The following is a 20,033-nucleotide window of genomic DNA, read 5'->3' as shown; positions in this document are numbered from 1 at the left end:
TTTTTCTTTGTGATTTAGTTATTGTTTTTATTTAAATTTTTAGTTGACTGTATTTATTTGAAAATTTGATTTGATGGTTTGTATAAATTTGTCGCTATGATAAAACTAAAATACCATAACGATAAAGGCAAGCGGTTTAAAACATTAAACCGTTATTTTCTTGCTCTTGTATTATTTCGTTTGCAGGTATTATCTCAGGTAAAGGTGAGTCGTTTGTGTATAACTCGTCTACTCCATTGTAAATACCTTTATAAACGCCTTCAGGCTGTTCAAATACGCGTCTTACTGTCGGGTATTGTTTTATGTATGTTTCCATAAATTTCTTAAAGACCGGCGCCGCAGTTCTACCACCGCCTTCTATCTTTTTCATTGGCGAATTGTCGTCATTGCCGTACCAGATTATGGCTTGAACATCAGGCGTAAAACCGCAAAACCAAGCGTCTATGTTATTGTTTGTTGTGCCTGTTTTGCCTGCTACTTGTATGCCATTTATTTTGGCATTACGACCGGTTCCATTGTTAACGACGTTTTTAAGAAGATCTATCATTAAAAATGCTTGTTCAGGCTTTAAAACCTGTTCTTTTTTTGCTTCGTAATTTACAACCGCGCCAAAGCTATTTTCTACATATTTTATAAGTATCGGCTCGACAATCTCTCCCTCGTTTGGAAACATTGAGTAAAATTTAGCAAAATTTACAGGCGATATACCAAAGCTTCCAAGTGCGATGGATAAATTTTCCGGTATATTTTGAAAGCCTATGTTTGAAAGCTTTGCTCTAACAGAGCTAAGACCTAGGTCGTTTAGCAAATTTATAGTTGCTAGGTTTCTTGACTGTGTTAGGGCTGATTTTAAGCTAATGTAGCCTTGAAAGCCGCCACTGTAGTTTTTAGGCGTCCACTCTTTGCCGTTGCCCATATCAAAGCTTCGCGCTATGTCTGCTAGTTGTGATACTACCGAGTATCCCTCATCAAGCGCGATTTGATAGATAAAAGGCTTAAAGCTTGAGCCAGGTTGTCTTGCACTCTGGGTTGCACGGTTGTAACTACTTTTTGAGTAATCAACCCCACCAACAAGTGCTAAAATATGTCCGGTCTGAGGCTGCGTAACGACTATCGCGCCATTTAGTATGTTTGCATTTGCTTTTTTATCACGCTTTAAAATTTCGTTATATCCGTATATTAGGGCTTCATTTGCCATTTTTTGCACATTAAGATCTACGGTGCTATAAATTTTATATCCACCGGTTCTTATATCGTCAACTCTTTTTGAGACTTCTTTTATGATCTCATCTACTACATACGGAGCCTTATTTTTGCTTAAGGTGTCGTCAAATACAGCAGGCTCTTCGAGTATGCCTTTGCGATACTCTTCTTCGTTTAGCCAACCTATCGTATACATGCGTTCAAGAACTCTGTTTGCGCGCCCTAAAGATAGGTCTAAATGCTTTGTAGGGTCATAAGAGCTTGGTGCTTTTGGTAAGCCTACTAGCATGGCTATCTCTTTTATACTAAGCTCTTTTAAGTCTTTTCTAAAGTATCCATCTGCAGCTGTTTTAATGCCGTAATATCCGTGACCGAAATATACGTGATTTAAGTATCGTTCTATGATCTGCTCTTTGTCTAGTTCGGTTTCAAGCTTAATGGCTAAGACGATCTCTTTGATCTTTCGCATTATCTTTTTTTCGCTACTTAAAGCTAAATTTTTAACAAGCTGCTGGGTAAGAGTGCTCGCTCCTTCGACAAATCTACCTGCTTTTATATCTTTTATAACAGCTCTTACTATAGCTTCGTAGTTTATGCCTCCATGCTCAAAATAGCTAGTATCTTCTATGGCAACAAGCGCTTCAACTACTCTTGAGGGAATTTCTTCGTATTTTACATAGACTCTGTTTTCCTCAAAGATATTTGCTATAAGTTCGTTGTTTCTATCAAAAATTTGAGTTGTAAGCTTTGGCTTGTAGTCGATTATACTATATGCATCAAAGCGAACCTGCGAGTAAATATATACAAAGCCGCCACCAAGAGCAAGAGCTCCTGCAAAAAATATCCATAAAATATATTTCATAAATATGCCTTTAAAAGTTCGACATTTAGCCCTCTTGCAGTGCTTGTATTGCCGATTTGTTTTATGATATATTTTTTGTTAAAACCTTCTACCATCATCGCTCCCGCTTTGTCTTTGTATTCACCGTTTTTGATATACTCTTTTATGTCTTCTTCTTTAAAATTTGCAAATTTATATGCAGTTTCGCTAACGTTTATAAATTCAAAATCCTCTGCTAAAAATATCATTGCCGTAAAAACTGAAGCGATATTGCCGCTTTGCAGGTTAAGCATATTAATAGCATCTTGCTCGTCTTTTGCTTTGCCTAAAATTTTACTGTCACAAGCTACGCAGCTATCTGCAAAGATGACATTTTTTACATCCGGATATAGTTTTAAAAACTGCTCTTTTTTGGATTTTACGACATTTTGAACATAGATATGTGGCTCACATTGATCACTCACATCGTTCTCGTTAAAATCAAATGAAATTTGTTTAAATTTTATGCCGTTCTCGGTTAAAATTTTAGCTCTTGTTTGTGAACTTGAAGCAAGTGTTAACATTAAAAATCCTTATAAGCAACGCCTAGATAAACGGCTATGAATGATACTATTAAATTTAAAGGAGCAAAGTAGATGATAATAACGACTAGGCTTTCATGAAGCGTTATCTTTTCTCGAATTTTTAGTGCAGCAATTGCCTTTTTGTAGTGATAAAACATATAGCTAAGATTTAGTGTTAAAAACAGCCATAGTGTCCACTTTGTCGCAAGTATAGCCGTAGCCATCGGGTCTGCTGATCTTAATGACGCATCTTGATTGCTAAATAAAAAGCTACTTGTTGCGATAACAAATAGTGATATTATCAAAAAAATACCAAATTGTCTTAAAAATCTTATAGTTAAAAACACCTTGTCTGTGCTTTTGCATCTATTTGATAAAAGATATCTACCAAATATCAGCAAACCAAGCTGAAGTCCTATAAAAACGGCAGCAGACGCTATGTGTAAAAAGGGCAAAAATTGCCCTAAGCGTGCAAAAGCTATGTCGTATTTGATCATTAGATGAGTTTTTCCTTTGCAAATTCAAGTGCTGCTTTTGTGGCATCTTGAATTTTTGATGTATCTTTACCGCCTGCTGTTGCGAAGTCATCCTTGCCTCCGCCATTGCCGCCTAAAATTTGAGCCGTCATTTTAACCCATTCGCCTGCTTTTATGCTAGCGTTTTTCACACCTGCCGCGATAGCGACTTTATCGTCTTTTACTTGCATAAATAGCACAGCAGTGCGTTCATTTGCGTTTTTGATCTCATCTATCGCAGTTTTTATATCGCCGCTTTCTAAAATTTCAACGCACACTTTTACGCCATTAATGTCGCTTAAATTTATAGCTTTTGAGCTACCTGCATTTTTAAGCTCGTCCTTTAAGCTTTTTATCTCAGTTTTTAGCTTTTTAATCGTGATCATCGGTTCTATGCTCTTCAGCTCGGTTTTGATCTCATCTAGCTCGGCGCGTAAATTTTTAGCTAAATTTAGGGCTGCCTTTGAGCAAACAGCCTCGATCCTGCGCACACCGGCACTTACGCCACTCTCTTTGGTTATAAAAAATGCTCCGATCTCATTTAAATTATGCACATGAGTTCCTCCGCAAAGCTCCTTGCTAACCTCGCCAAAACTTAGCACGCGCACTTTATCGGCGTACTTCTCGCCAAATAGTGCGATCGCACCGCTACTTTTAGCATCTTCTATATCCATTATCTGGGTTTTTGCCGCTTCGCCTTTTACTATGGCGTTTTGCACGAAGGCCTCGATCCCCACTAGTTCCTCACTTGTGAGTGCCTTAGGATGAGAGAAGTCAAAGCGTAGTTTATCAGCCTCTACGCTTGATCCAGCTTGTGCGATATGTGTGCCTAGGACCTTTCTAAGTGCTGAGTGTAGGATGTGGGTAGCGCTGTGGTGGCGTGCTATCTCGCTTCGCTCACTACTTACTTTTACGCTTACCTCATCGCCTGTTTTTAGCTCTACATTTGCTTTAACACTCGATAAATTTAATCCGTGGAATTTTTGTGTATCAAGGATTTGTGCTTTGCCTGTTATCTCGCCGCTATCGCCGCATTGACCGCCGCTTTGCGCGTAAAATGGAGTCTTATCAAACATTACCCAGCCGTTCTCGCCGGCTTTTAGGCTATTTGTGCGCTTAAAGTCCTCATCAAGTATGGCTAAAATTTTACTCTGGCTATCAAGCGCTTCGTAACCTATAAATTCATTCTCTCCAAAAACCTCCAAAAGCTCTTTAAAGTCGCCCTTTGCGCTCTTATCTCCACTGCCTTTCCAAGCGGCTTTTGCGCGTGCCTTTTGCTCGCTCATAAGCTCATCAAATTTCGCCTCATCTACCTTTAAGTTTTTATCTCTTAGCATATCGGCAGTTAGATCTAGCGGGAAGCCAAATGTGTCATATAACTTAAATGCAACTTCGCCGCTAAATATGTCTTTTGTGCGTGTTAGCTCATCGTTAAACAGCTCAAGTCCCGAAGCGATCGTAGCGAAAAATCTCTCCTCTTCAAGTTTGATTTGCTCTTTTACCGCCTCTTTTTTCTCGTTTAGATACGCGTAGTGTCCGCCCATTAGCTCGCAAACCTTATCGACAAGCTTATACATAAACGGCTTTTTGATACCAAGCAGGTAGCCGTGGCGCACCGCACGACGTAAAATCCTGCGAAGCACGTATCCGCGACCCTCTTTATCAAAATTTACGCCCTGAGCCAGTAAAAAGGTAACCGAGCGGATATGATCACTAATGACGCGGTAGCTCGCACCTGTGGCGTACTCGTAAGGCTTACCGCAAAGTTTGGCGACCTCGTTTATATAAGGCATGAAAAGTGAGCTATCGTAGTTGCTAAATTTACCCTCTTTTATCGCGGTTACGCGCTCAAGTCCCATTCCGGTATCAATCGAGGGCTTTGGAAGTGTGGTTAGCTTGCCGTCCGCACTTCGCTCAAACTGCATAAATACTAAGTTCCAAATCTCCAAAAAGCGGTCTCCGTCACCGCCCATATAGTCCTCATCTGAGTTAAAATGCTCCGCGCCTTGATCGTAAAATATCTCAGAGCAAGGCCCGCAAGGTCCCGTATCGCCCATTTGCCAGAAGTTATCTTTATCACCGAATTTATAAATTCTATCTTTTGCGATATGCTCTTGCCACATTCCGTAAGCTTCATCATCGCTCTCATGAACTGTTACATATAGACGATCTTTTGGAAGTTTTAATACTTGCGTAACAAATTCCCAGGCGTATGCGATCGCATCTTTTTTGAAGTATTCGCCGAAGCTAAAGTTTCCAAGCATCTCAAAAAACGTATGGTGGCGAGCCGTATATCCGACGTTGTCTAGGTCGTTGTGCTTGCCGCCCGCTCTTATACAGGTTTGGCAACTTGTGCGAATAGGAGGAGTAGGGCGTGGAACTTCACCTGTGAAAATACTTTTAAATGGCACCATTCCTGCATTTGTAAATAGCAGCGTAGCATCGTTTGGCACTAGCGGAGCCGACTCTATAACTTCGTGTCCCTTGCTTTTAAAATAGTCTAAATAAGCCTGTCTAACATCAAAATTTTGCATGTTTTTTCCTATAAATTATTTTAATTTTTTGGCGTTAATTTTATCTAAAAATCGTTTTTAAATTTATAAATTTACTAAAAAATGTCTTAGAGTTGGTAAAATAAAATTTTTTGCGCCATAAGCTTAGTGATATTTATAAATATAAGCTTAAAAACTTATAATAATGAAAATAAATCTTAAAATTTAGCTAAGTTTGAGTGAATAAAAAATATAATTAGAATAAAAATTTAAGAAAGGCTGCATAATGAAGCTTAAAATCGGCATTGTTGGGTATTCTGGTATTGCCAAAAAACACTATGCTATATTAAGGCGTTCTGATAAATTTGAAGTTTGCGGGGTGTTTGACGCTAACTGTCGTGATGATCATTGTAGGGCTAAATTTTTTGATGATTTTAACAGTTTCATAGAAGAGGCCAAACCTCAAGCAATCGTGCTTTGCCTTTCTAGTGATGAGCTTGTTTTTGGCTTTTTTAAATGCGCCAAATACTGTAAAAATATACTAATCGCCGAGCCTAAATTTAAAAGTTTAAGCGAGATAAAAGAGATAAAATACGCCGCAACCACCAACAAGGCAAATGTCTGTAGCGGTATGAGCTTGAGGTTTAATCCGGTTATCACCTCGCTAAAACGCGCACTTGCAAAAGAAGAGGAAATTTATAGTATAAATATATCTCACTGTGTATCAATGCCTGGTAAAAATATCGTTAGAGAGCTTTGTATGTTTGATATCGATCTTGCTAAAATTTTAAGCAATAGTGAAATTTATGAATTTTCATACTCCGAGGCAAACAAAACTAACGCAAGGTCTACTGATAATGTAGCCATGAAGCTTAAAACTAAAAATCAAATTTTAATAAACATTTCAAATTCTATCTCAAGCTGTATAAACCGTTTTGTGGTGGAAGTAAATGCTAAAAGTGGTGTTTATATAGGGGATCTAAGCGGAGTTAGACTTCATCAATTAAACGAATACGGACAGATAAATTTAAAGGTTTATCAAGACGAAAACGAGATAAAAACACAGTATGACGAGTTTTACAACCTTTGCCAGAGTGGTGAAAGCAGCGAGCTTTCAAACCTTGATGACCTAATCAAGATCAAAGAACTTTTTGCATGAAAAAACTGATACTTCTTCTAAACATGGGCGGTCCAAGAAAGAGCTGTGAAGTTGAAATTTTCTTAAAAAATATGTTTAACGATCCTTGTATTTTAGGGGTTAAAAATCCTTTTTTGCGTAAATTTTTGGCTTTTATGATAACAAAAATGAGGCTCAAATCAGCTCAAGAAAATTATAAGCAAATAGGCGGAAAGTCACCTATTTGTGAGATAACTCAAAGGCTTTGTGACAAGCTAAATCAAAACAATAAATTTGTATTTGACTATGCTATGAACTATACGCCACCATTTTGTAAAGAGGTTTTAAGCAGACATGAAAACGTAGACGAGATAGTTGTTTTTCCTCTTTATCCTCATCACTCTATCACGACCGTAACTTCAAGTTTAAACGACTTTTATAAAGCTTATAATGAGCTTGGCTTAAAGGCAAAAGTGCAAGAAGTGAGGTATTTTTACGAAAGTAAAGAGTATAATCAAATAATCATAAAAAGCATAAAAGATAAAATATTAAGCATGGATATGGGTGAAATTTCAATGATATTTTCAGCTCACTCCTTACCTCAAAAAATTATTAACAACGGCGATAGATACGAAGCGCATGTGAAAGAGCATGTTGAAATTTTAACAAATTTATTAGAAAAAGAGGGGTTAAATTTTAAAGATGTCAAGCTTGCATATCAGTCTCGTCTAGGTCCTGTTAAGTGGCTTGAGCCGTCTTTGAATGATGTTCTTTCTTTGCTTAAAAATAAAAAAGCTTTGATCTATCCACTATCTTTTTGCGTGGATAATTCAGAGACGATTTTTGAGCTTGATGTTGAGTATAGACATATTGCAAAAGAGCTTGGTTTTGAGTTTTATGAGGTGTGCGAGTGTCCAAATGCCTCTGACGCTTTTGCGGAGTTTATAGTAAACAATATAAAGGAATAGTTTTTGCTTGTAAAATTTATCTTTTTAGAAAGGTAAAAAATGAAAGTTCAAAACAACTCTTTGGTTGATTTTCTATCGCAGCTTGAAGCTGGTAAAAATGAAAAAAACAAGAGTTTGAAATTTGATGAAATTTTAAACTCAGCCCTTAAAAACAAGACAAGTAAAAATGATCTCTCGCAAGAAGTAGAAGACTTTAAACAACGCCTTAGTGAGCTTGGCGCATATGGATATATAACACAACTGAATGAAGATAAAATCGAGCAAAAAATAGCTCAAAAAAGAAATGAGTTAATAGAAACGCTTGGCATAAACGATCCAAATAAAAGCAATGATCAGCGCAGTGAGCTTTTAAAGATACTTGAGGAAATGCTAAGCGAGTATCGCAAGCAAATACAAAACTCTCTTGCGAGTCAGAGTATACTTGAAAAACAGCAGCAACTTGCAGGAACTAAATCTTCTGTTGTAAATTTAAATTCCGTTCTTGCAGAACTTTCTTTGGCGTAGGGTTAGTCTAAAATCCTACGCTCTTGTGTCTTTTTCTTATCTTTATCTTGCTCTTTTTTAGCATTTATTTGTGCGATTATGGCTTCATCCGGCACTAAGTAGCCCTCTTCAACCATCAAATCAATCGCCTTTTTAAATACAGGTAACGCGCTTTGTGCACCAAAATAATAGTATGGTTTTTGTGGATTTCTAGCTAGAACGCCTATGGTGTAGCTGTTACCTTTAGAGTCGTTTGCAAAACCGAAAAACGAACCGTTGTAGGTATTACTATATCCGCCTTTTCCTACGGCAATGTGCGCGGTGCCTGTTTTTCCACCCACCTCAAGTCCTGGAGTTTGGGCTTTTATGCCAGTTCCCTTATCTACGGTTTTTATTAAAATTCTTTTCATTATTTTTGCAGCTTCTTGGCTGATGATTTGCTTTGGTTCATCTTTTGGCAGTGTAAAATGTTTGCCATTTTTTTCTAAAAACTCAACCAAATGAGGGGTTACTTCAACTCCTTTGTTGTTAAAGACGTTGTATGCCTTAAGTAGTTGCATAAAGGTTGATTGAAGTCCGTATCCGTAGCTAACGGTTGCTTTATATGTTTGAGAGTTTAGTCTTGTTGTGTTTGGTAGCATACCGACTTGCTCGTAAGGCATGTCTATGCCGGTTTTTCTAGAAAAGCCAAAATTTAAAAGACCTTGATAAATTTCTGTACCGCTTAAGCGGTTTACTATCTCGATCATGCCGATGTTTGAGCTATATACTATAATGTCTTCCGCGCTCATAAAAGGCTCTGGGTGAGTATCCCTTATGATACGCTTTCCAAGTTGATAGCGACCATTGTGAGTGTTTATGTTTTCAAGCGGATTTATCTTATTTTCTTGAAGTAATAATGCAAATATAAACGGTTTAAAAACAGAACCTACTTCGTATGCGTATTCGGTTGCGGTTGAGTTTAGGGCAGGATAGTCGGTGCGTTTTATATTTGAGGGATCATATCTTGAGCTTGAGGCAAGAGATAAAATTTCACCTGTTTTGCTGTTCATTATACAGATAACAATTTCTTTTGCGTCTAAAAAGCTTCGTCTTTCATCTAGGATTTGCTCAAGCTTTGTTTGAAATTTTAAAGGTATGGACAATATGGCGTTGTATCCGTCGATCCTGTTAGCTAAATTTGAATCACTTGTTAAGATGATGTTGCTTCCTACGTCTCGCGGTCCAAGAATTTTAGCATCTTGTATCGGAGCCAGGTAGTCTTCGTAGTATCTTTCTACTCCCTTTACACCGACTGTCTTTGTCATGTTGTCTTTTTCCGTTTTTTTAGTATACCCAAGAGCCGGTGCTATGGCATGAGCGGCCATGTATCTGCGGTTTTCGCCACTTTCGACTATGCTCATACCTTGAAATGAAACGTTGCCGTTTTTGTCTTGATAGGAGATAAGAATTTTTTTCCTGTTTAATTTTCTGGCCAATTCTTTTAAGTATGCTGCCCCTTTTGCGTCTATCTTGTAAGAAAGAGTAACTTGCCCGTTTGTGTCGTTTATGATCTTTCTTACGGCGTTTGGATCTTCTCCGCTGTAAAGCGAATAAAGTTTTATGAACATCTCTTTTTTGTCTGGATCGATGTTTCTTGTATCAAGCATGACTTTGTATAGTTTTTGGCTTGAAGCAACACTGAAGCCGTCTTTTGTGATTATGCTTCCACGCAGTGCGGTATTTATCTCGCTTGATTGAAGTCTTGGAAGTTTTCTCTCTATCGTTGCTCTATAAAATATAACCGCGACAAAAAGAAGAATTCCTAATGTGATAAATAAAAAAAGTATAGTTATTTTTGACTTTTTGGAATTCATAAAAAATTAAATTTGTGTTCTTGAAATTTCTTTATATGCGCTGATTGCTTTGTTGCGAATTTCAAGCATTAATTTCATACTCATATCTGCTTTGCCTATCGCGATAGCTGCTTGGTGTAGGTCTTTTACTTCGCCTGTGGCAAGGTCTGCAACGGCTTTGTCGGCATTTACTTGAACTTCGTTTAGCTCTTTTAGCGAGTTGTTTAATATGTTTTCAAATTCATTTTGATTTGTTTGGCTTACTTTTTTATTGTTTTGAGCTAAAGATGCTTCGTTTATGCCGTTTATATTATTTATCATGATGATTGTCCTGAAATTAGTTGTATCGCGCTTTGTGCGATAGTTTTAGCGCTTTGAAAAGCAGCTACGTTTGCCTGATACGCCCTTGTGGCTTCCAAAAGATCACTCATCTCTATAACCGGATTGATATTAGGGAAAGCTACATATCCATTTACGTTTGCATCAGGATGGTTTGGATCGTATTTTAACATAAAGTCCTTATCGTCGCGAACAACTTTATCAACAACCACGCTCATAAGCGACGGATGTGCATTTTTGGGAGACGCTGGATCATCAAGAGGGTTTTCATACTCAAGCAAAGAGTCGTTATCTCTTATTTGTTCGTTTAAAATTTTATTAAAATCAATCGCTTTAAAAATAACTTCTTGTCTTCTATATGGTCCGCCTTCTGCGGTGCGTGTAGTTTGAGCATTTGCTATGTTTGAACTTATAACGTTCATTCTAAAGCGTTGCGCGCTAAGTCCATATCCGCTTATATCAAAATCATTTAAGTAAGACATCATTTATCCTTATAGTTTACCGCTAGACTCTATAACGTTTCTAAAGATCGATCCGTGGCGTCTATAGGCGTTATCAAGTGCGCTTAGCATAGTGGAGTTTTTGCTTAGCTCGGTTGTTTCTATATCAAGATCAACCGTATTTGCGTCATTTCTAGCCATATGACCGTCGCGCAAAAACACTTGTGCCCTATCGTTTCTTGGAAAATCCACCATAGGTATATGTGCGTCGTCGGTTTGAGCTAGATCTAGCTTGGTTGAGTTTGATCTGTTATAAATTTCATCCGCTTTTTGTCTAAGTGTTGTTTCGAAATTTATATCCCGTGCTTTATAAAAAGGAGTGTCAATGTTTGCTATATTGCCGGATATTAGTCTTTGACGCATCTCTCTTGCGCTCATAGCTTCGGCTACTAGGTCAGATGACTTTGAATGTTGAAGTACAAACATTTTGTTCCTTTCTAAATTTTTATTATTGCAAGCAAAATTTGTTCCAAAGTAGGCTATTTTGCGCTTTGAATTCTTTCGATGTCACTTTTCATTTTGTCTATTTTTATACCGCCAAGATAATATTTAACTCCAAAATTTCCACTATCTACATCTGTTAAAAGCTGATATGCACCATCTTTTGTTACTACCTTAAACGGCAAGCTTATCTCGCGTTTATAATCTATATCGCGAGTGATGTGCTCTACCAAACGCTCATTTATCTTTTGGTTGTTTGCGATAAAGTAGTATCCATTGTATTTTTCTATAAATTCTTTTTGGACATATTCGTCTGTTACGTTTTCAAAGTAAGTAAGTCCGATAAGTATAAAATTTTCAACATTTTTTAGTTGGTATTCCATTAAATTTGGAGCTTCTTTTTGACAAGGAGGACAAAATGTGCCAAATATATCAAACATTATGATCTTGTTTTCATCGCCTTTTATGTTAAATCCATTTTGCGTTCTTACAAGGGTTAGTTCTTTGCCGGAAACGCTTGTTAATTTTATCTCTTCGCCTTTTGCGTATTCTTTAAAATTTAAAACACTCGTCTCTTTTTCTTCGCTACTGCAACCTAAGAATAAAAACGTTGAGAGTAAAACAGTTAGAATTTTTTTCATTTTTTACCTTTAAATAGATTTTTTCATCGCGGCACGAGATTCAAGATCGGCTTCACGTTTTTTTAAAGTTTCACGTTTGTCGTGTAAATTTTTACCTTTTGCAAGTGCTACACGAACTTTAACGATATTTTTATCGTTTAGATAAAGCGAGAGCGCAACCATAGTTAGCCCATCTCTTGTTACGCTACCAAATAGTTTATCGATCTGTTTTTTGTGCATTAAAAGCTTTCTTGGAGCGCGTTCATCTGGCCTAAAGCTTGCGTGTGTTGTTTCTAAATGTCCGATGTGAGCGTTTAGCAAAAACATCTCGCCTTTTATGATACGTACGAAACTATCTTTTAAATTTACTCGTCCTGCGCGAAGCGATTTTACTTCACTGCCACGTAAAACTATACCGGCTTCAAATGTTTCTAAAATGCTAAAATCATGTAGCGCTTTTTTATTTTTTGCTAAGTCTTTTATCATTTGCTATCCTGTGATTTAAGCATAAAAAACGAGCTTCCACTTCCACTTAAAAATTGATCCTCATGCTCTTTAAGCTGCGGATAAAGTTCAAGACAAGGCGCATAAAGATCGTTTAGCTCGTAGTTTTTAAAATTTTGCAAAAGCTTTGATGAGCTCAAATTTAAAAAATCATTCGCCTGTTTCACATTGATATTTTGCATAAAATCACTTCTAAATTTTTTATAAACCTGAGGCGTGGAGCAAAATACATTAGGCGTTATAAGCCTAGTTTGAGGCACATCATCGTCAAATTCTTTAACTATCTCGCCAACCCCGCTAACATTTGCACTTTTGTATCCATAGATAAAAAACGGCACATCAGAGCCGATCTTTGCGCCGATTTGTGCTAGTTTGTTCATTGGGATTTTTAAATTTAACTGCTCGTTTGTCATGAGTAAGAATGTCGCCGCATTTGAACTTCCCCCACCAAGACCGGCGCCTGTTGGGATATTTTTATTAAGAACGATTTTATGGGCAGTAAAAAACTCATTGATCACATCTTTAAAGCCCGCATTTTCAAGCTCGGTTTTGGCCTTTAAAATAATGTTGTCTTTAATGTCAACATTGCTAGTAAGCTCAAATTTATCCGCTTTTTGAAATTCTATCTCATCAAAAATATCTTCAAATCTCGCAAATCTCGATAAAATTTCATGATAATTGCCGCGAGTACCGACGATCTTTAAGAAGATATTGATTTTTGCGTAGCTTTTCATTTCTCGATTTTCTTTGATAGTTCCGTTAAATTTTCATCGCTTGCATGTTTGCTTGCTTCTGTATTTTTGGCTTTGATCTCATTTGAAAGCTCGCTTCTTAGTATCATCATGTTTTTTGGGGCTTCTATGCCGATTTTAACACCACTTTTTGAGATGCTAACAACTGTTATTTTAATGTCGTTGCCAAGCAAAATTTCTTCATTTTCTTTTCTTGAAAGTATTAACATTTTTCAACCTTGTTTAAACAATAATTAACCATATCGTTTTGCACTTCGATAATGCTAAAAAATTTATCATAATTTAGTAAATATATCCCATTTTCTTTAAATTTTAGCTTGCCTACATTAAGCTCTTTGCCGTCAAACAGGTCGCTTATGTCGCCTAGATATTCGTTGTCTTTTATGTCTAAAATTTCAGTTGGATTTAGAAATTTTTCGTTTTCAAATTTAAATTTACCTTCGCTAATCCGTCTAAGCGCAGTTAATGTTGCATCAAAGCCTAGTTTTTTTGCAAAAAGCTCCGCGTAAGAGCGCACATATCCACCTTCGCTAAGTGAAATTCTAAATGTCAAAAACGGATGCATGTAGTGTAAAATTTCACAGCTAAAAACCTGCATCGTCTGTTTTTTTAGCTCGAATTCTATACCTTTTTTTGCAAGATTATACGCGCGCTCGCCGTTTATGTTTTTAGCGCTATATTTTGGGGGGATAAATTCAACCTCTTCTAATAAATCTTGACGCACTATCTCAAGCGAGCTTGGCGCAAAAGGTAAAATTTTTTGCACCTGCGTTATGTTTTGATTATCCAGACTTTTGCTACTTGCCCCTATCCACATTGTTGCTTCATATACTTTTGGAGACTTATTTAAAAACCTGAACAAACGCGTATACGAGCCAAATGCAACGATTAAAGCGCCACTTGCAAATGGATCAAGCGTGCCGGAGTAGCCAGCCTTTTTAACCTTGTATTTTCGTTTTAAGCGGCTAAGAAATTGATTCGAGCTTAGTCCGGTTGGTTTATCGGCGACAAATATTGCGTTCATACGGCATGCTCAACAAAGCTTGACATGATCTCTTTGACATTGCCGGCAAAATTTATCGTAAGCTTAAGCTCTTTCTTGACTTTGCTAACTTCTGTTACGCGACCGATACCAAAAATTTTATGTTTGACAAGATCACCTTTTTTGTATTCGTTGCTTTGTTCTATAACAAGAGAGCCTTGTACAAGCCCACTTTCGCTTAGAAATCTACTTTTGTTAAGTCTTGTTCGCTGACCTTTGTAAAAGCGTGAATTTGCAAAGCTTAGCGTTAAATTTCTTTTGGCTCTAGTTATGGCTACGTATGCCAAGCGGCGCTCTTCTTCTATGTCGCTACCATCTCCGATGAGCGGGAAAAATCCCTCCTCAAATCCTATAACAAAAAGGTGTTCAAACTCAAGACCTTTACTAGCATGCACGCTCATTATCGAGATAGCTTCGCTGCTTATATTATCCTGCTCGCTAGTTATGGTTAGTTCGTTTAAAAACTCATCAAGATCAAAGCTTGGATTTTGCTTGATTTGATCCTTTAACATCGCGTAAAATTCGTCGATATTTGCTGCACGTTCACTTCCGTCAGGCAAGCTTTCGTAGTATTTTTTAATACCAAATTTTGTTTCTATATTATCAATAAGTTCATAAAGTGACTCAAAGCCTTGTAGTTCTTTTAAGTTTTGAGTAAATTCCATTAGCGCGGATTTGATTTTTTTGCTAAAAACTTCGTCTTTTTCATCTATGGCAAGAATTGCTTCAAAGAGTGAAATTTTATTGTCAAATGCGATTTTCTCGAGTTTTTCAAGACTTATCTTACCAAGTCCTCGTTTCGGACGGTTGATGATACGTTTTATCGAAAAGTCATCATTTTGATTGATCACAAGCCTTAAATAACTTATGATATCTTTGATCTCGGCACGTTCGTAAAATTTAATACCTCCGACCATTTTATATGGAATTTTTTCTTTATTTAAGCCATCTTCAAGTGAGCGAGAAAGGGCGTTTATACGGTAAAGTATGGCTATGTCTTTTGCCGCAACTCCGCTTAGAAGTAGCTCTTTTATCTGTTTTGCTATCTTGTTTGACTCTATGTTTTCATCAAAGCTTTCCATGAGTTTTATCTCTTCACCGTCCCCGCTGACGCTGATTAAATTTTTACCAAGCCTGTTGCGGTTGTGGTCGATAAGCTCGTTTGCGGCTTTTAATATCGGCGTAGTTGAGCGATAGTTTTGCTCTAGTCTTATGATCTTTACATCTTTAAACTGGTCTTTGAAATTTAGGATATTTTCGACCTTTGCACCGCGCCAGCCGTATATGCTTTGATCATCATCGCCGACGACGCAGATATTTTCATGTGTTGCGCAAAGCTTTCTTAGAAGTTTGTATTGCAAGTCGTTTGTATCTTGATACTCATCGACCATTATGTATTTATATCTGTTTGAAATTTCACGAGCTAAGTCCTCGTTTTCGTCTAAAATTTTATATGTCAGCATGAGTAGATCGTCAAAGTCAACCAAGTTATTTGTTTTTAAATACTCTTCGTAGCGTTCGTAGATAACGGCCACCTTTTGATAAAAGCCGTCTTTCCCGTTTTCATTGTTTAAAAAATTTGCGTTTTTATAAACATCTTCTACACTGAAAAGAGAGTTTTTGTAGTTTGAAATTTCATTTGCGAGGATAGAGGTTGCGATCTGGCTTTCAAAACTTTTTATGATACGCTTTTTGTCATCGGTGTCGATGATGATAAAGTTGTTTTTGCGTCCAAGTTTTGAGATGTAGAATTTTAAAAACAAAAGACCGAATTTGTGAAATGTGCAAAGTAGGGGAGTGAAATTTGTATTTACATCGCTAAGCATAGCAAGTGCGCGACTTCGCATTTCGTTTGCAGCTTTGTTTGTAAAAGTAAGTGTTAGTGTGTTGGCCGGATCTATGCCAACTTCGCCTATTAGATAGGCTAGGCGAGTTGTGATGGTTTTTGTTTTACCGCTACCAGCACCAGCAAGGATAAGCATGGCTCCATCAATATGTCTTGCAGCCTCTTGTTGTGAATCGTTTAATTGGTTTAATAAATTTTGCATATTTTACTTTATAAATTAAATTTAAACATAGATTTTATCTAAAAATTGTTGAAAGCTTGATTATAGATAAAAGTAGTTGTTTTTGTAGATTTTGAACTTGAAAATTTTTAATAAAATTTATACTTTTACTTAAGGGCTAAACTGACATAAATTAAAATTAGCATCGGCTCATGGATAAAGTTTACTGTTTTATTTGTTGTAAAAATTTATTTTGACCCGAATAAATCCCTATTGTTTGGATTAGACATAAAGATCGACATAGACTTTTTGGTCTGATCTTGCCTTGCTTTATGTATGGAAAAATTTATCAAAACAGGACTGTTTTCTACTAAAATTTGCACTATCGCTCCAAGTGGCAAAGTCACTAAAGAAGCGAAATTTTGTGTGCCAAATCCAGCTTCAAAACTAAGCTCTTCCTGTGATAAAACAGCACTTTCAAACGTGTATCCGCCAAGGCTAAACATGATAACCGGCATGTTAAAATTTATACTCACTTCAGGTGGAAGCGGTGGATTAAAATTTACAAGAGGGAGATTTGCCATAATGGAGAAATTTACGTTGTTTTGCAGTAGAAAGTCTATACACTCGTAAACGTGCATTTTCATCAAAAGAGAGAATTCTTCGTTATCTAAAAGGCTTTCTAACATGTTAATTTACCTCCTTAAATTCTTTCAAAAGCTCTTTAATCTCTTTTAGACCTATTTGCCAAAAATCATCACTGTCTATATCAAAACCAAACATTAAAACAAGCTCTTTTGGACTTTTTGAGCCACCAAAGCTTAAAAACTTAGTATAAATTTCAACGAAATTTTCACACTTGCCACTCTTGTAAAGTCCAAATAAAGCAAGAACTAAAAGTTGTGCATAAGAGTAGGCATAGCAGTAAAATGGAGTGTGGATAAAATGTGGGATGTAGCTCCACCAAATTTTATAATAATCATTTAAAATAACGCTATCTCCAAACATTTTCGCACTCTCTTCAAGCCAAATTTTATTTAACTCGTCACTACTTATCTCGCCTTTGTGCGCATGAATGCGTCTTTCAAATGTAGTAAAATTTATCTGGCGATAAAGTGTTGCAAAGATATCTTCAAGCTTGCTTGCGATAAGTGCTTGACGTTCTTTTGGTGCAAGTGTATTTTTAACATAGTCAAAAACCAACATCTCGCAAAATACCGAAGCAGTTTCTGCTGTAGTAAGCGGAGTGTCGGAATTTAAATAGCCTACGCTATAACTTAGCTTTTGATGTATGGCATGCCCAAGCTCATGAGCTAAAGTAAATAAGTCGCGCCTTTGGTCTGTGTGGTTAAGCAAAACGTATGGATGGGCGTCACTTGAGCCAGAGTGCGAAAATGCCCCTCCTCTTTTGCCGTCGCTTGGATAAGCATCTATCCAGCCGTCCTTAAACGCCATTTTGGCGATCTTGCCAAATTCTGGACTAAATTTATTAAAAGCCTTTAAAACTATCTCCTTGCTTGTTTTAAAGCTATAAATTTCGTCGCCACTTTTTAACGGCGCGTATCTATCGTAGTCATAAAGCTTTTTAAAACCTAGAATTTCACGTTTTTTTCGGTAGTATTCGTGCACGAGACCAAAGCTATCCTCACTTGCTTTAATAAGTGCATCTACGCTTTGTTTTGTGATCTGATTATCAAGATGGCGTGGCGCTTCTGGCTTATCAAAGCCTCGTAGCTCGCAAGATGTTGCAAGATCTGTTTTTATCATATTGTAGATATATGTCAAAAGATGTTGATGTCTACTAAGCTCTTTTGAGAGTGATTTTGCAGCCATTTTGCGCTCATCTCTATTTGCGCTGTGAAGTTTGCTTAAAATTTCCTCTTCGCTTAACAGTTTATCTTTAAATTTAAATTTCATTGCACTCATACTTTCGTCAAAAAGTCTTGCAAAGGCTTGTGCTCCTGTGTTTGAAGTGCGAAGCAGAACCTCTTCTTCTTTTAAGCTTAGTTGATGTGCTTTTTGTTTTTGTAAATTTGATAGATAGTAGGCGTATTTTGGTGATGAGTGTATAAATTTGTCTTGAATTTTTTCATCAAGCTCATTAAATTCTATCTCGAAAAATAGCAAATTTTGTTGCGCTTTTGTGCACTCTTCATCAAATTTAGCATAAAATGCACCTTGTTTTGTGTCTTTTGCAAAGACTAAAAAGGCATAAGTCATTATTTTTGAGATGTCAGAGAGTAGACTTTCGTAATTTTCTATGCTGTTTTTAAAATCTTGCTCGTTTAATAAAGCTAGCTTCTTTTCAAATTTAGCTTTAAATTTTTCGCAGTTAAGCTTAGTTTTTGATGTAAAATTTTCAAGTTCTTGTGTATTTTTAAAAAGTGGAGTTAGATCCCATTTGCTCATTTATTACCTTCAAATATTTTTTGAATATTTTACAGAAAAAATGAGATATAAGCAAGTTTTAAAGGTTAATGTAAATTTGGCGCCTTGTGACGCCAAATTTATTATTTGATAGTTTCTGAAGCAATCGCCGTAAATACAACGTCAGACGAGCTGTTTAATGCAGTTTCGACAGAGTCCTGGATAACGCCGATTATAAATCCTACCGCAACGACTTGCATAGCGATATCGTCTGAAATTCCAAATAGTGCACAAGCAAGAGGCACAAGTAGTAATGAACCACCGGCAACTCCGGAAGCTCCGCATGCTCCGATAGCTGATATAAAACTAAGTAAAAGTGCATCTGCAAAATCAACGGTAATATGATCAAGAGAATTTACTGCCGCAAGTGCTAAAACGCTTATAGTGACCGCCGCGCCAGCCATGTTGATGGTAGCACCAAGAGGTATAGAGATAGAGTAAAGCTCTTCCTTTAGACCGAGTTTTTTACAAAGAGCCATGTTTACAGGGATATTTGCTGCAGATGAACGAGTGAAAAACGCAGTTACGGCACTCTCTTTAATTGTTGTCATTATAAGAGGGTATGGATTTTTATTTGTTATTATAAATGCGATTAGAGGATTTACTCCAAAGGCCACAAACAGCATAGAACCAACTAAAACTAAGATAAGTTTTAGGTATCCAGCAAGAGCGTCAAACCCTGTCTCATGAATGCTAATCGCAACAAGACCAAAAATACCAAACGGAGCAAGACGGATTACAAATTTAACGATCTTTGTGATACCTTCGCTAACATCTTTAAATACATTTTTAGTCTCTTTTGAGCAACTTCTAAGCGCAATACCGGCACCTACAGCCCAGGCGATTATGCCTATATAGTTACCGGTGCTTATTGCAACTACGGGGTTTTGTACGATTTTAAATATAAGGTCTTTTAATACATCTATAACGTTTTGAGGGGCGCTTAGCTGTGCCGTTTCAACACCTTTTAAGACAAGTTCAACAGGGAACATAAAGCTTGCACAAACTGCTACAACGGCTGCTAAAAATGTAGCTAAAAGATATAAAAATACGATCTTGCCCATGCCTTTTGTTTCGCCAAACTCTTTTGTTATTATCGATGTTGCAACTAGAACAAAAACAAGTATCGGAGCTACGGCCTTAAGTGCGCCGACGAAAAGGTTGCCAAGTATAGAAATAGTGTTTAAAATACTATTTGCAAAATTAGCAGACTCGCCACCTGCGCCAAGTTGTGAGTGTCCCCAAAAACCTACGATAGCACCAAGAATAATGCCTATTAAAATTTGAACGATCAAGTTGCCGTCGGCATAGCGTCTGGCAAGTTTTGAAAAAGCGCTCATTTCACCACCTTTAAATTTAAGATAAAACTTAAGTATATCCAAAAA

General features: G+C 36.9%; 20 protein-coding genes. 3 read left to right on the top strand and 17 right to left on the bottom strand.

Annotated elements, in window-relative coordinates; translation table 11 throughout:
• Nucleotides 1-136 precede the first annotated feature (136 nt).
• From CCAL5182_RS06190 to alaS, 4 genes are read right to left on the bottom strand one after another with little or no spacing between them, the layout of a single operon-like run.
• Nucleotides 137-2,065, bottom strand: a complete 1,929-nt coding sequence (locus tag CCAL5182_RS06190; protein ID WP_170000185.1) for a transglycosylase domain-containing protein — start codon at nt 2,063-2,065, stop codon at nt 137-139.
• Nucleotides 2,062-2,607, bottom strand: a complete 546-nt coding sequence (maf, locus tag CCAL5182_RS06185; RefSeq protein ID WP_336610525.1) for a septum formation inhibitor Maf — start codon at nt 2,605-2,607, stop codon at nt 2,062-2,064. Before maf ends, CCAL5182_RS06190 begins: the two co-directional genes overlap by 4 nt.
• Nucleotides 2,607-3,104 (bottom strand): 3-isopropylmalate dehydratase, encoded by a 498-nt coding sequence (locus tag CCAL5182_RS06180; protein ID WP_336610524.1) that lies wholly within the window; start codon nt 3,102-3,104, stop codon nt 2,607-2,609. Before CCAL5182_RS06180 ends, maf begins: the two co-directional genes overlap by 1 nt.
• A complete protein-coding gene (gene alaS / locus CCAL5182_RS06175) occupies nt 3,104-5,656 on the bottom strand; it encodes an alanine--tRNA ligase (protein WP_336610523.1) in 2,553 nt (850 codons plus the stop codon). Before alaS ends, CCAL5182_RS06180 begins: the two co-directional genes overlap by 1 nt.
• A 244-nt stretch (nt 5,657-5,900) precedes the next feature.
• Between alaS and CCAL5182_RS06170 the strand changes: the two genes are divergently transcribed.
• Genes CCAL5182_RS06170 through CCAL5182_RS06160 form a run of 3 tightly spaced genes read left to right on the top strand, consistent with a single transcriptional unit; the run spans nt 5,901 to nt 8,203 of the window.
• Nucleotides 5,901-6,773 carry a Gfo/Idh/MocA family oxidoreductase gene (locus CCAL5182_RS06170; RefSeq protein ID WP_336610522.1) on the top strand — a complete coding sequence of 291 codons (873 nt, stop codon included), beginning with the start codon at nt 5,901-5,903 and terminating at the stop codon, nt 6,771-6,773.
• Nucleotides 6,770-7,699 carry a ferrochelatase gene (gene hemH / locus CCAL5182_RS06165; RefSeq protein WP_336610521.1) on the top strand — a complete coding sequence of 310 codons (930 nt, stop codon included), beginning with the start codon at nt 6,770-6,772 and terminating at the stop codon, nt 7,697-7,699. Before CCAL5182_RS06170 ends, hemH begins: the two co-directional genes overlap by 4 nt.
• A gap of 39 nt (nt 7,700-7,738) precedes the next feature.
• Nucleotides 7,739-8,203 carry a response regulator gene (locus tag CCAL5182_RS06160; RefSeq protein ID WP_336610520.1) on the top strand — a complete coding sequence of 155 codons (465 nt, stop codon included), beginning with the start codon at nt 7,739-7,741 and terminating at the stop codon, nt 8,201-8,203.
• A gap of 2 nt (nt 8,204-8,205) precedes the next feature.
• On the opposite strand, the gene CCAL5182_RS06155 is transcribed toward CCAL5182_RS06160, so the two are convergent.
• The 13 genes from CCAL5182_RS06155 to sstT all read right to left on the bottom strand — a co-directional run bounded on the left by CCAL5182_RS06155 (nt 8,206) and on the right by sstT (nt 19,988).
• Nucleotides 8,206-10,038, bottom strand: a complete 1,833-nt coding sequence (locus CCAL5182_RS06155) for a peptidoglycan D,D-transpeptidase FtsI family protein (protein ID WP_336610519.1) — start codon at nt 10,036-10,038, stop codon at nt 8,206-8,208.
• Between the two features lie 6 nt (nt 10,039-10,044).
• Nucleotides 10,045-10,338: a flagellar hook-basal body complex protein FliE gene (gene fliE, locus CCAL5182_RS06150; RefSeq protein WP_170000190.1), complete on the bottom strand. Its 294-nt coding sequence runs from the start codon at nt 10,336-10,338 to the stop codon at nt 10,045-10,047.
• Nucleotides 10,335-10,838 (bottom strand): flagellar basal body rod protein FlgC, encoded by a 504-nt coding sequence (flgC, locus tag CCAL5182_RS06145; protein ID WP_170000191.1) that lies wholly within the window; start codon nt 10,836-10,838, stop codon nt 10,335-10,337. The genes fliE and flgC overlap by 4 nt, the downstream gene beginning before the upstream one ends.
• 9 nt (nt 10,839-10,847) lie before the next feature.
• Nucleotides 10,848-11,282 (bottom strand): flagellar basal body rod protein FlgB, encoded by a 435-nt coding sequence (gene flgB, locus CCAL5182_RS06140; protein WP_169937344.1) that lies wholly within the window; start codon nt 11,280-11,282, stop codon nt 10,848-10,850.
• A gap of 53 nt (nt 11,283-11,335) precedes the next feature.
• The gene (locus CCAL5182_RS06135; protein ID WP_170000193.1) at nt 11,336-11,938 is read right to left on the bottom strand and encodes a TlpA family protein disulfide reductase; all 603 of its coding nucleotides are present in this window, start codon (nt 11,936-11,938) and stop codon (nt 11,336-11,338) included.
• Nucleotides 11,939-11,947: 9 nt separating this feature from the next.
• Nucleotides 11,948-12,403 (bottom strand): SsrA-binding protein SmpB, encoded by a 456-nt coding sequence (gene smpB, locus CCAL5182_RS06130; RefSeq protein ID WP_336610518.1) that lies wholly within the window; start codon nt 12,401-12,403, stop codon nt 11,948-11,950.
• Nucleotides 12,400-13,155, bottom strand: coding sequence for a 4-(cytidine 5'-diphospho)-2-C-methyl-D-erythritol kinase (locus CCAL5182_RS06125; RefSeq protein WP_169971440.1), 756 nt, complete (start codon nt 13,153-13,155; stop codon nt 12,400-12,402). The genes smpB and CCAL5182_RS06125 overlap by 4 nt, the downstream gene beginning before the upstream one ends.
• On the bottom strand, nt 13,152-13,382 hold the full coding sequence (gene csrA / locus CCAL5182_RS06120) for a carbon storage regulator CsrA (RefSeq protein WP_169937351.1): 231 nt from the start codon (nt 13,380-13,382) through the stop codon (nt 13,152-13,154). The genes CCAL5182_RS06125 and csrA overlap by 4 nt, the downstream gene beginning before the upstream one ends.
• The gene (truB, locus tag CCAL5182_RS06115) at nt 13,376-14,197 is read right to left on the bottom strand and encodes a tRNA pseudouridine(55) synthase TruB (RefSeq protein ID WP_170000195.1); all 822 of its coding nucleotides are present in this window, start codon (nt 14,195-14,197) and stop codon (nt 13,376-13,378) included. Before truB ends, csrA begins: the two co-directional genes overlap by 7 nt.
• Complete coding sequence (locus tag CCAL5182_RS06110) at nt 14,194-16,263, bottom strand: ATP-dependent helicase (protein WP_169971444.1); 2,070 nt, start codon at nt 16,261-16,263, stop codon at nt 14,194-14,196. The genes truB and CCAL5182_RS06110 overlap by 4 nt, the downstream gene beginning before the upstream one ends.
• A gap of 206 nt (nt 16,264-16,469) precedes the next feature.
• Complete coding sequence (locus CCAL5182_RS06105; protein WP_169971446.1) at nt 16,470-16,910, bottom strand: hypothetical protein; 441 nt, start codon at nt 16,908-16,910, stop codon at nt 16,470-16,472.
• Nucleotide 16,911: 1 nt separating this feature from the next.
• Nucleotides 16,912-18,630, bottom strand: coding sequence for a M3 family oligoendopeptidase (locus CCAL5182_RS06100; protein WP_169937359.1), 1,719 nt, complete (start codon nt 18,628-18,630; stop codon nt 16,912-16,914).
• Between the two features lie 101 nt (nt 18,631-18,731).
• Entirely contained in the window at nt 18,732-19,988 is a 1,257-nt protein-coding gene (sstT, locus tag CCAL5182_RS06095; RefSeq protein ID WP_336610517.1) for a serine/threonine transporter SstT, read from the bottom strand.
• Between the last annotated feature and the right edge of the window lie 45 nt (nt 19,989-20,033).

This window comes from Campylobacter sp. 7477a (assembly GCF_014892335.1).
Classification (GTDB): Bacteria; Campylobacterota; Campylobacteria; order Campylobacterales; family Campylobacteraceae; genus Campylobacter_A; species Campylobacter_A californiensis.
The sequence above is the reverse complement of the archived record's forward strand: the minus strand, read 5'-3'. Positions and strand labels throughout refer to the sequence as shown.

Excerpts from the sequence above, each read along its gene's own strand:
- CCAL5182_RS06170 (WP_336610522.1), top strand. The coding sequence starts at position 5,901 with ATGAAGCTTAAAATCGGCATTGTTGGGTATTCTGGTATTGCCAAAAAA.
- fliE (WP_170000190.1), bottom strand. The coding sequence starts at position 10,338 with ATGATAAATAATATAAACGGCATAAACGAAGCATCTTTAGCTCAAAAC.
- hemH (WP_336610521.1), top strand. The coding sequence starts at position 6,770 with ATGAAAAAACTGATACTTCTTCTAAACATGGGCGGTCCAAGAAAGAGC.
- maf (WP_336610525.1), bottom strand. The coding sequence starts at position 2,607 with ATGTTAACACTTGCTTCAAGTTCACAAACAAGAGCTAAAATTTTAACC.
- csrA (WP_169937351.1), bottom strand. The coding sequence starts at position 13,382 with ATGTTAATACTTTCAAGAAAAGAAAATGAAGAAATTTTGCTTGGCAAC.
- flgB (WP_169937344.1), bottom strand. The coding sequence starts at position 11,282 with ATGTTTGTACTTCAACATTCAAAGTCATCTGACCTAGTAGCCGAAGCT.
- CCAL5182_RS06105 (WP_169971446.1), bottom strand. The coding sequence starts at position 16,910 with ATGTTAGAAAGCCTTTTAGATAACGAAGAATTCTCTCTTTTGATGAAA.
- CCAL5182_RS06125 (WP_169971440.1), bottom strand. The coding sequence starts at position 13,155 with ATGAAAAGCTACGCAAAAATCAATATCTTCTTAAAGATCGTCGGTACT.
- sstT (WP_336610517.1), bottom strand. The coding sequence starts at position 19,988 with ATGAGCGCTTTTTCAAAACTTGCCAGACGCTATGCCGACGGCAACTTG.
- CCAL5182_RS06100 (WP_169937359.1), bottom strand. The coding sequence starts at position 18,630 with ATGAGCAAATGGGATCTAACTCCACTTTTTAAAAATACACAAGAACTT.
- flgC (WP_170000191.1), bottom strand. The coding sequence starts at position 10,838 with ATGTCTTACTTAAATGATTTTGATATAAGCGGATATGGACTTAGCGCG.
- CCAL5182_RS06190 (WP_170000185.1), bottom strand. The coding sequence starts at position 2,065 with ATGAAATATATTTTATGGATATTTTTTGCAGGAGCTCTTGCTCTTGGT.
- CCAL5182_RS06110 (WP_169971444.1), bottom strand. The coding sequence starts at position 16,263 with ATGCAAAATTTATTAAACCAATTAAACGATTCACAACAAGAGGCTGCA.
- alaS (WP_336610523.1), bottom strand. The coding sequence starts at position 5,656 with ATGCAAAATTTTGATGTTAGACAGGCTTATTTAGACTATTTTAAAAGC.
- truB (WP_170000195.1), bottom strand. The coding sequence starts at position 14,197 with ATGAACGCAATATTTGTCGCCGATAAACCAACCGGACTAAGCTCGAAT.
- CCAL5182_RS06180 (WP_336610524.1), bottom strand. The coding sequence starts at position 3,104 with ATGATCAAATACGACATAGCTTTTGCACGCTTAGGGCAATTTTTGCCC.
- CCAL5182_RS06155 (WP_336610519.1), bottom strand. The coding sequence starts at position 10,038 with ATGAATTCCAAAAAGTCAAAAATAACTATACTTTTTTTATTTATCACA.
- CCAL5182_RS06160 (WP_336610520.1), top strand. The coding sequence starts at position 7,739 with ATGAAAGTTCAAAACAACTCTTTGGTTGATTTTCTATCGCAGCTTGAA.
- CCAL5182_RS06135 (WP_170000193.1), bottom strand. The coding sequence starts at position 11,938 with ATGAAAAAAATTCTAACTGTTTTACTCTCAACGTTTTTATTCTTAGGT.
- smpB (WP_336610518.1), bottom strand. The coding sequence starts at position 12,403 with ATGATAAAAGACTTAGCAAAAAATAAAAAAGCGCTACATGATTTTAGC.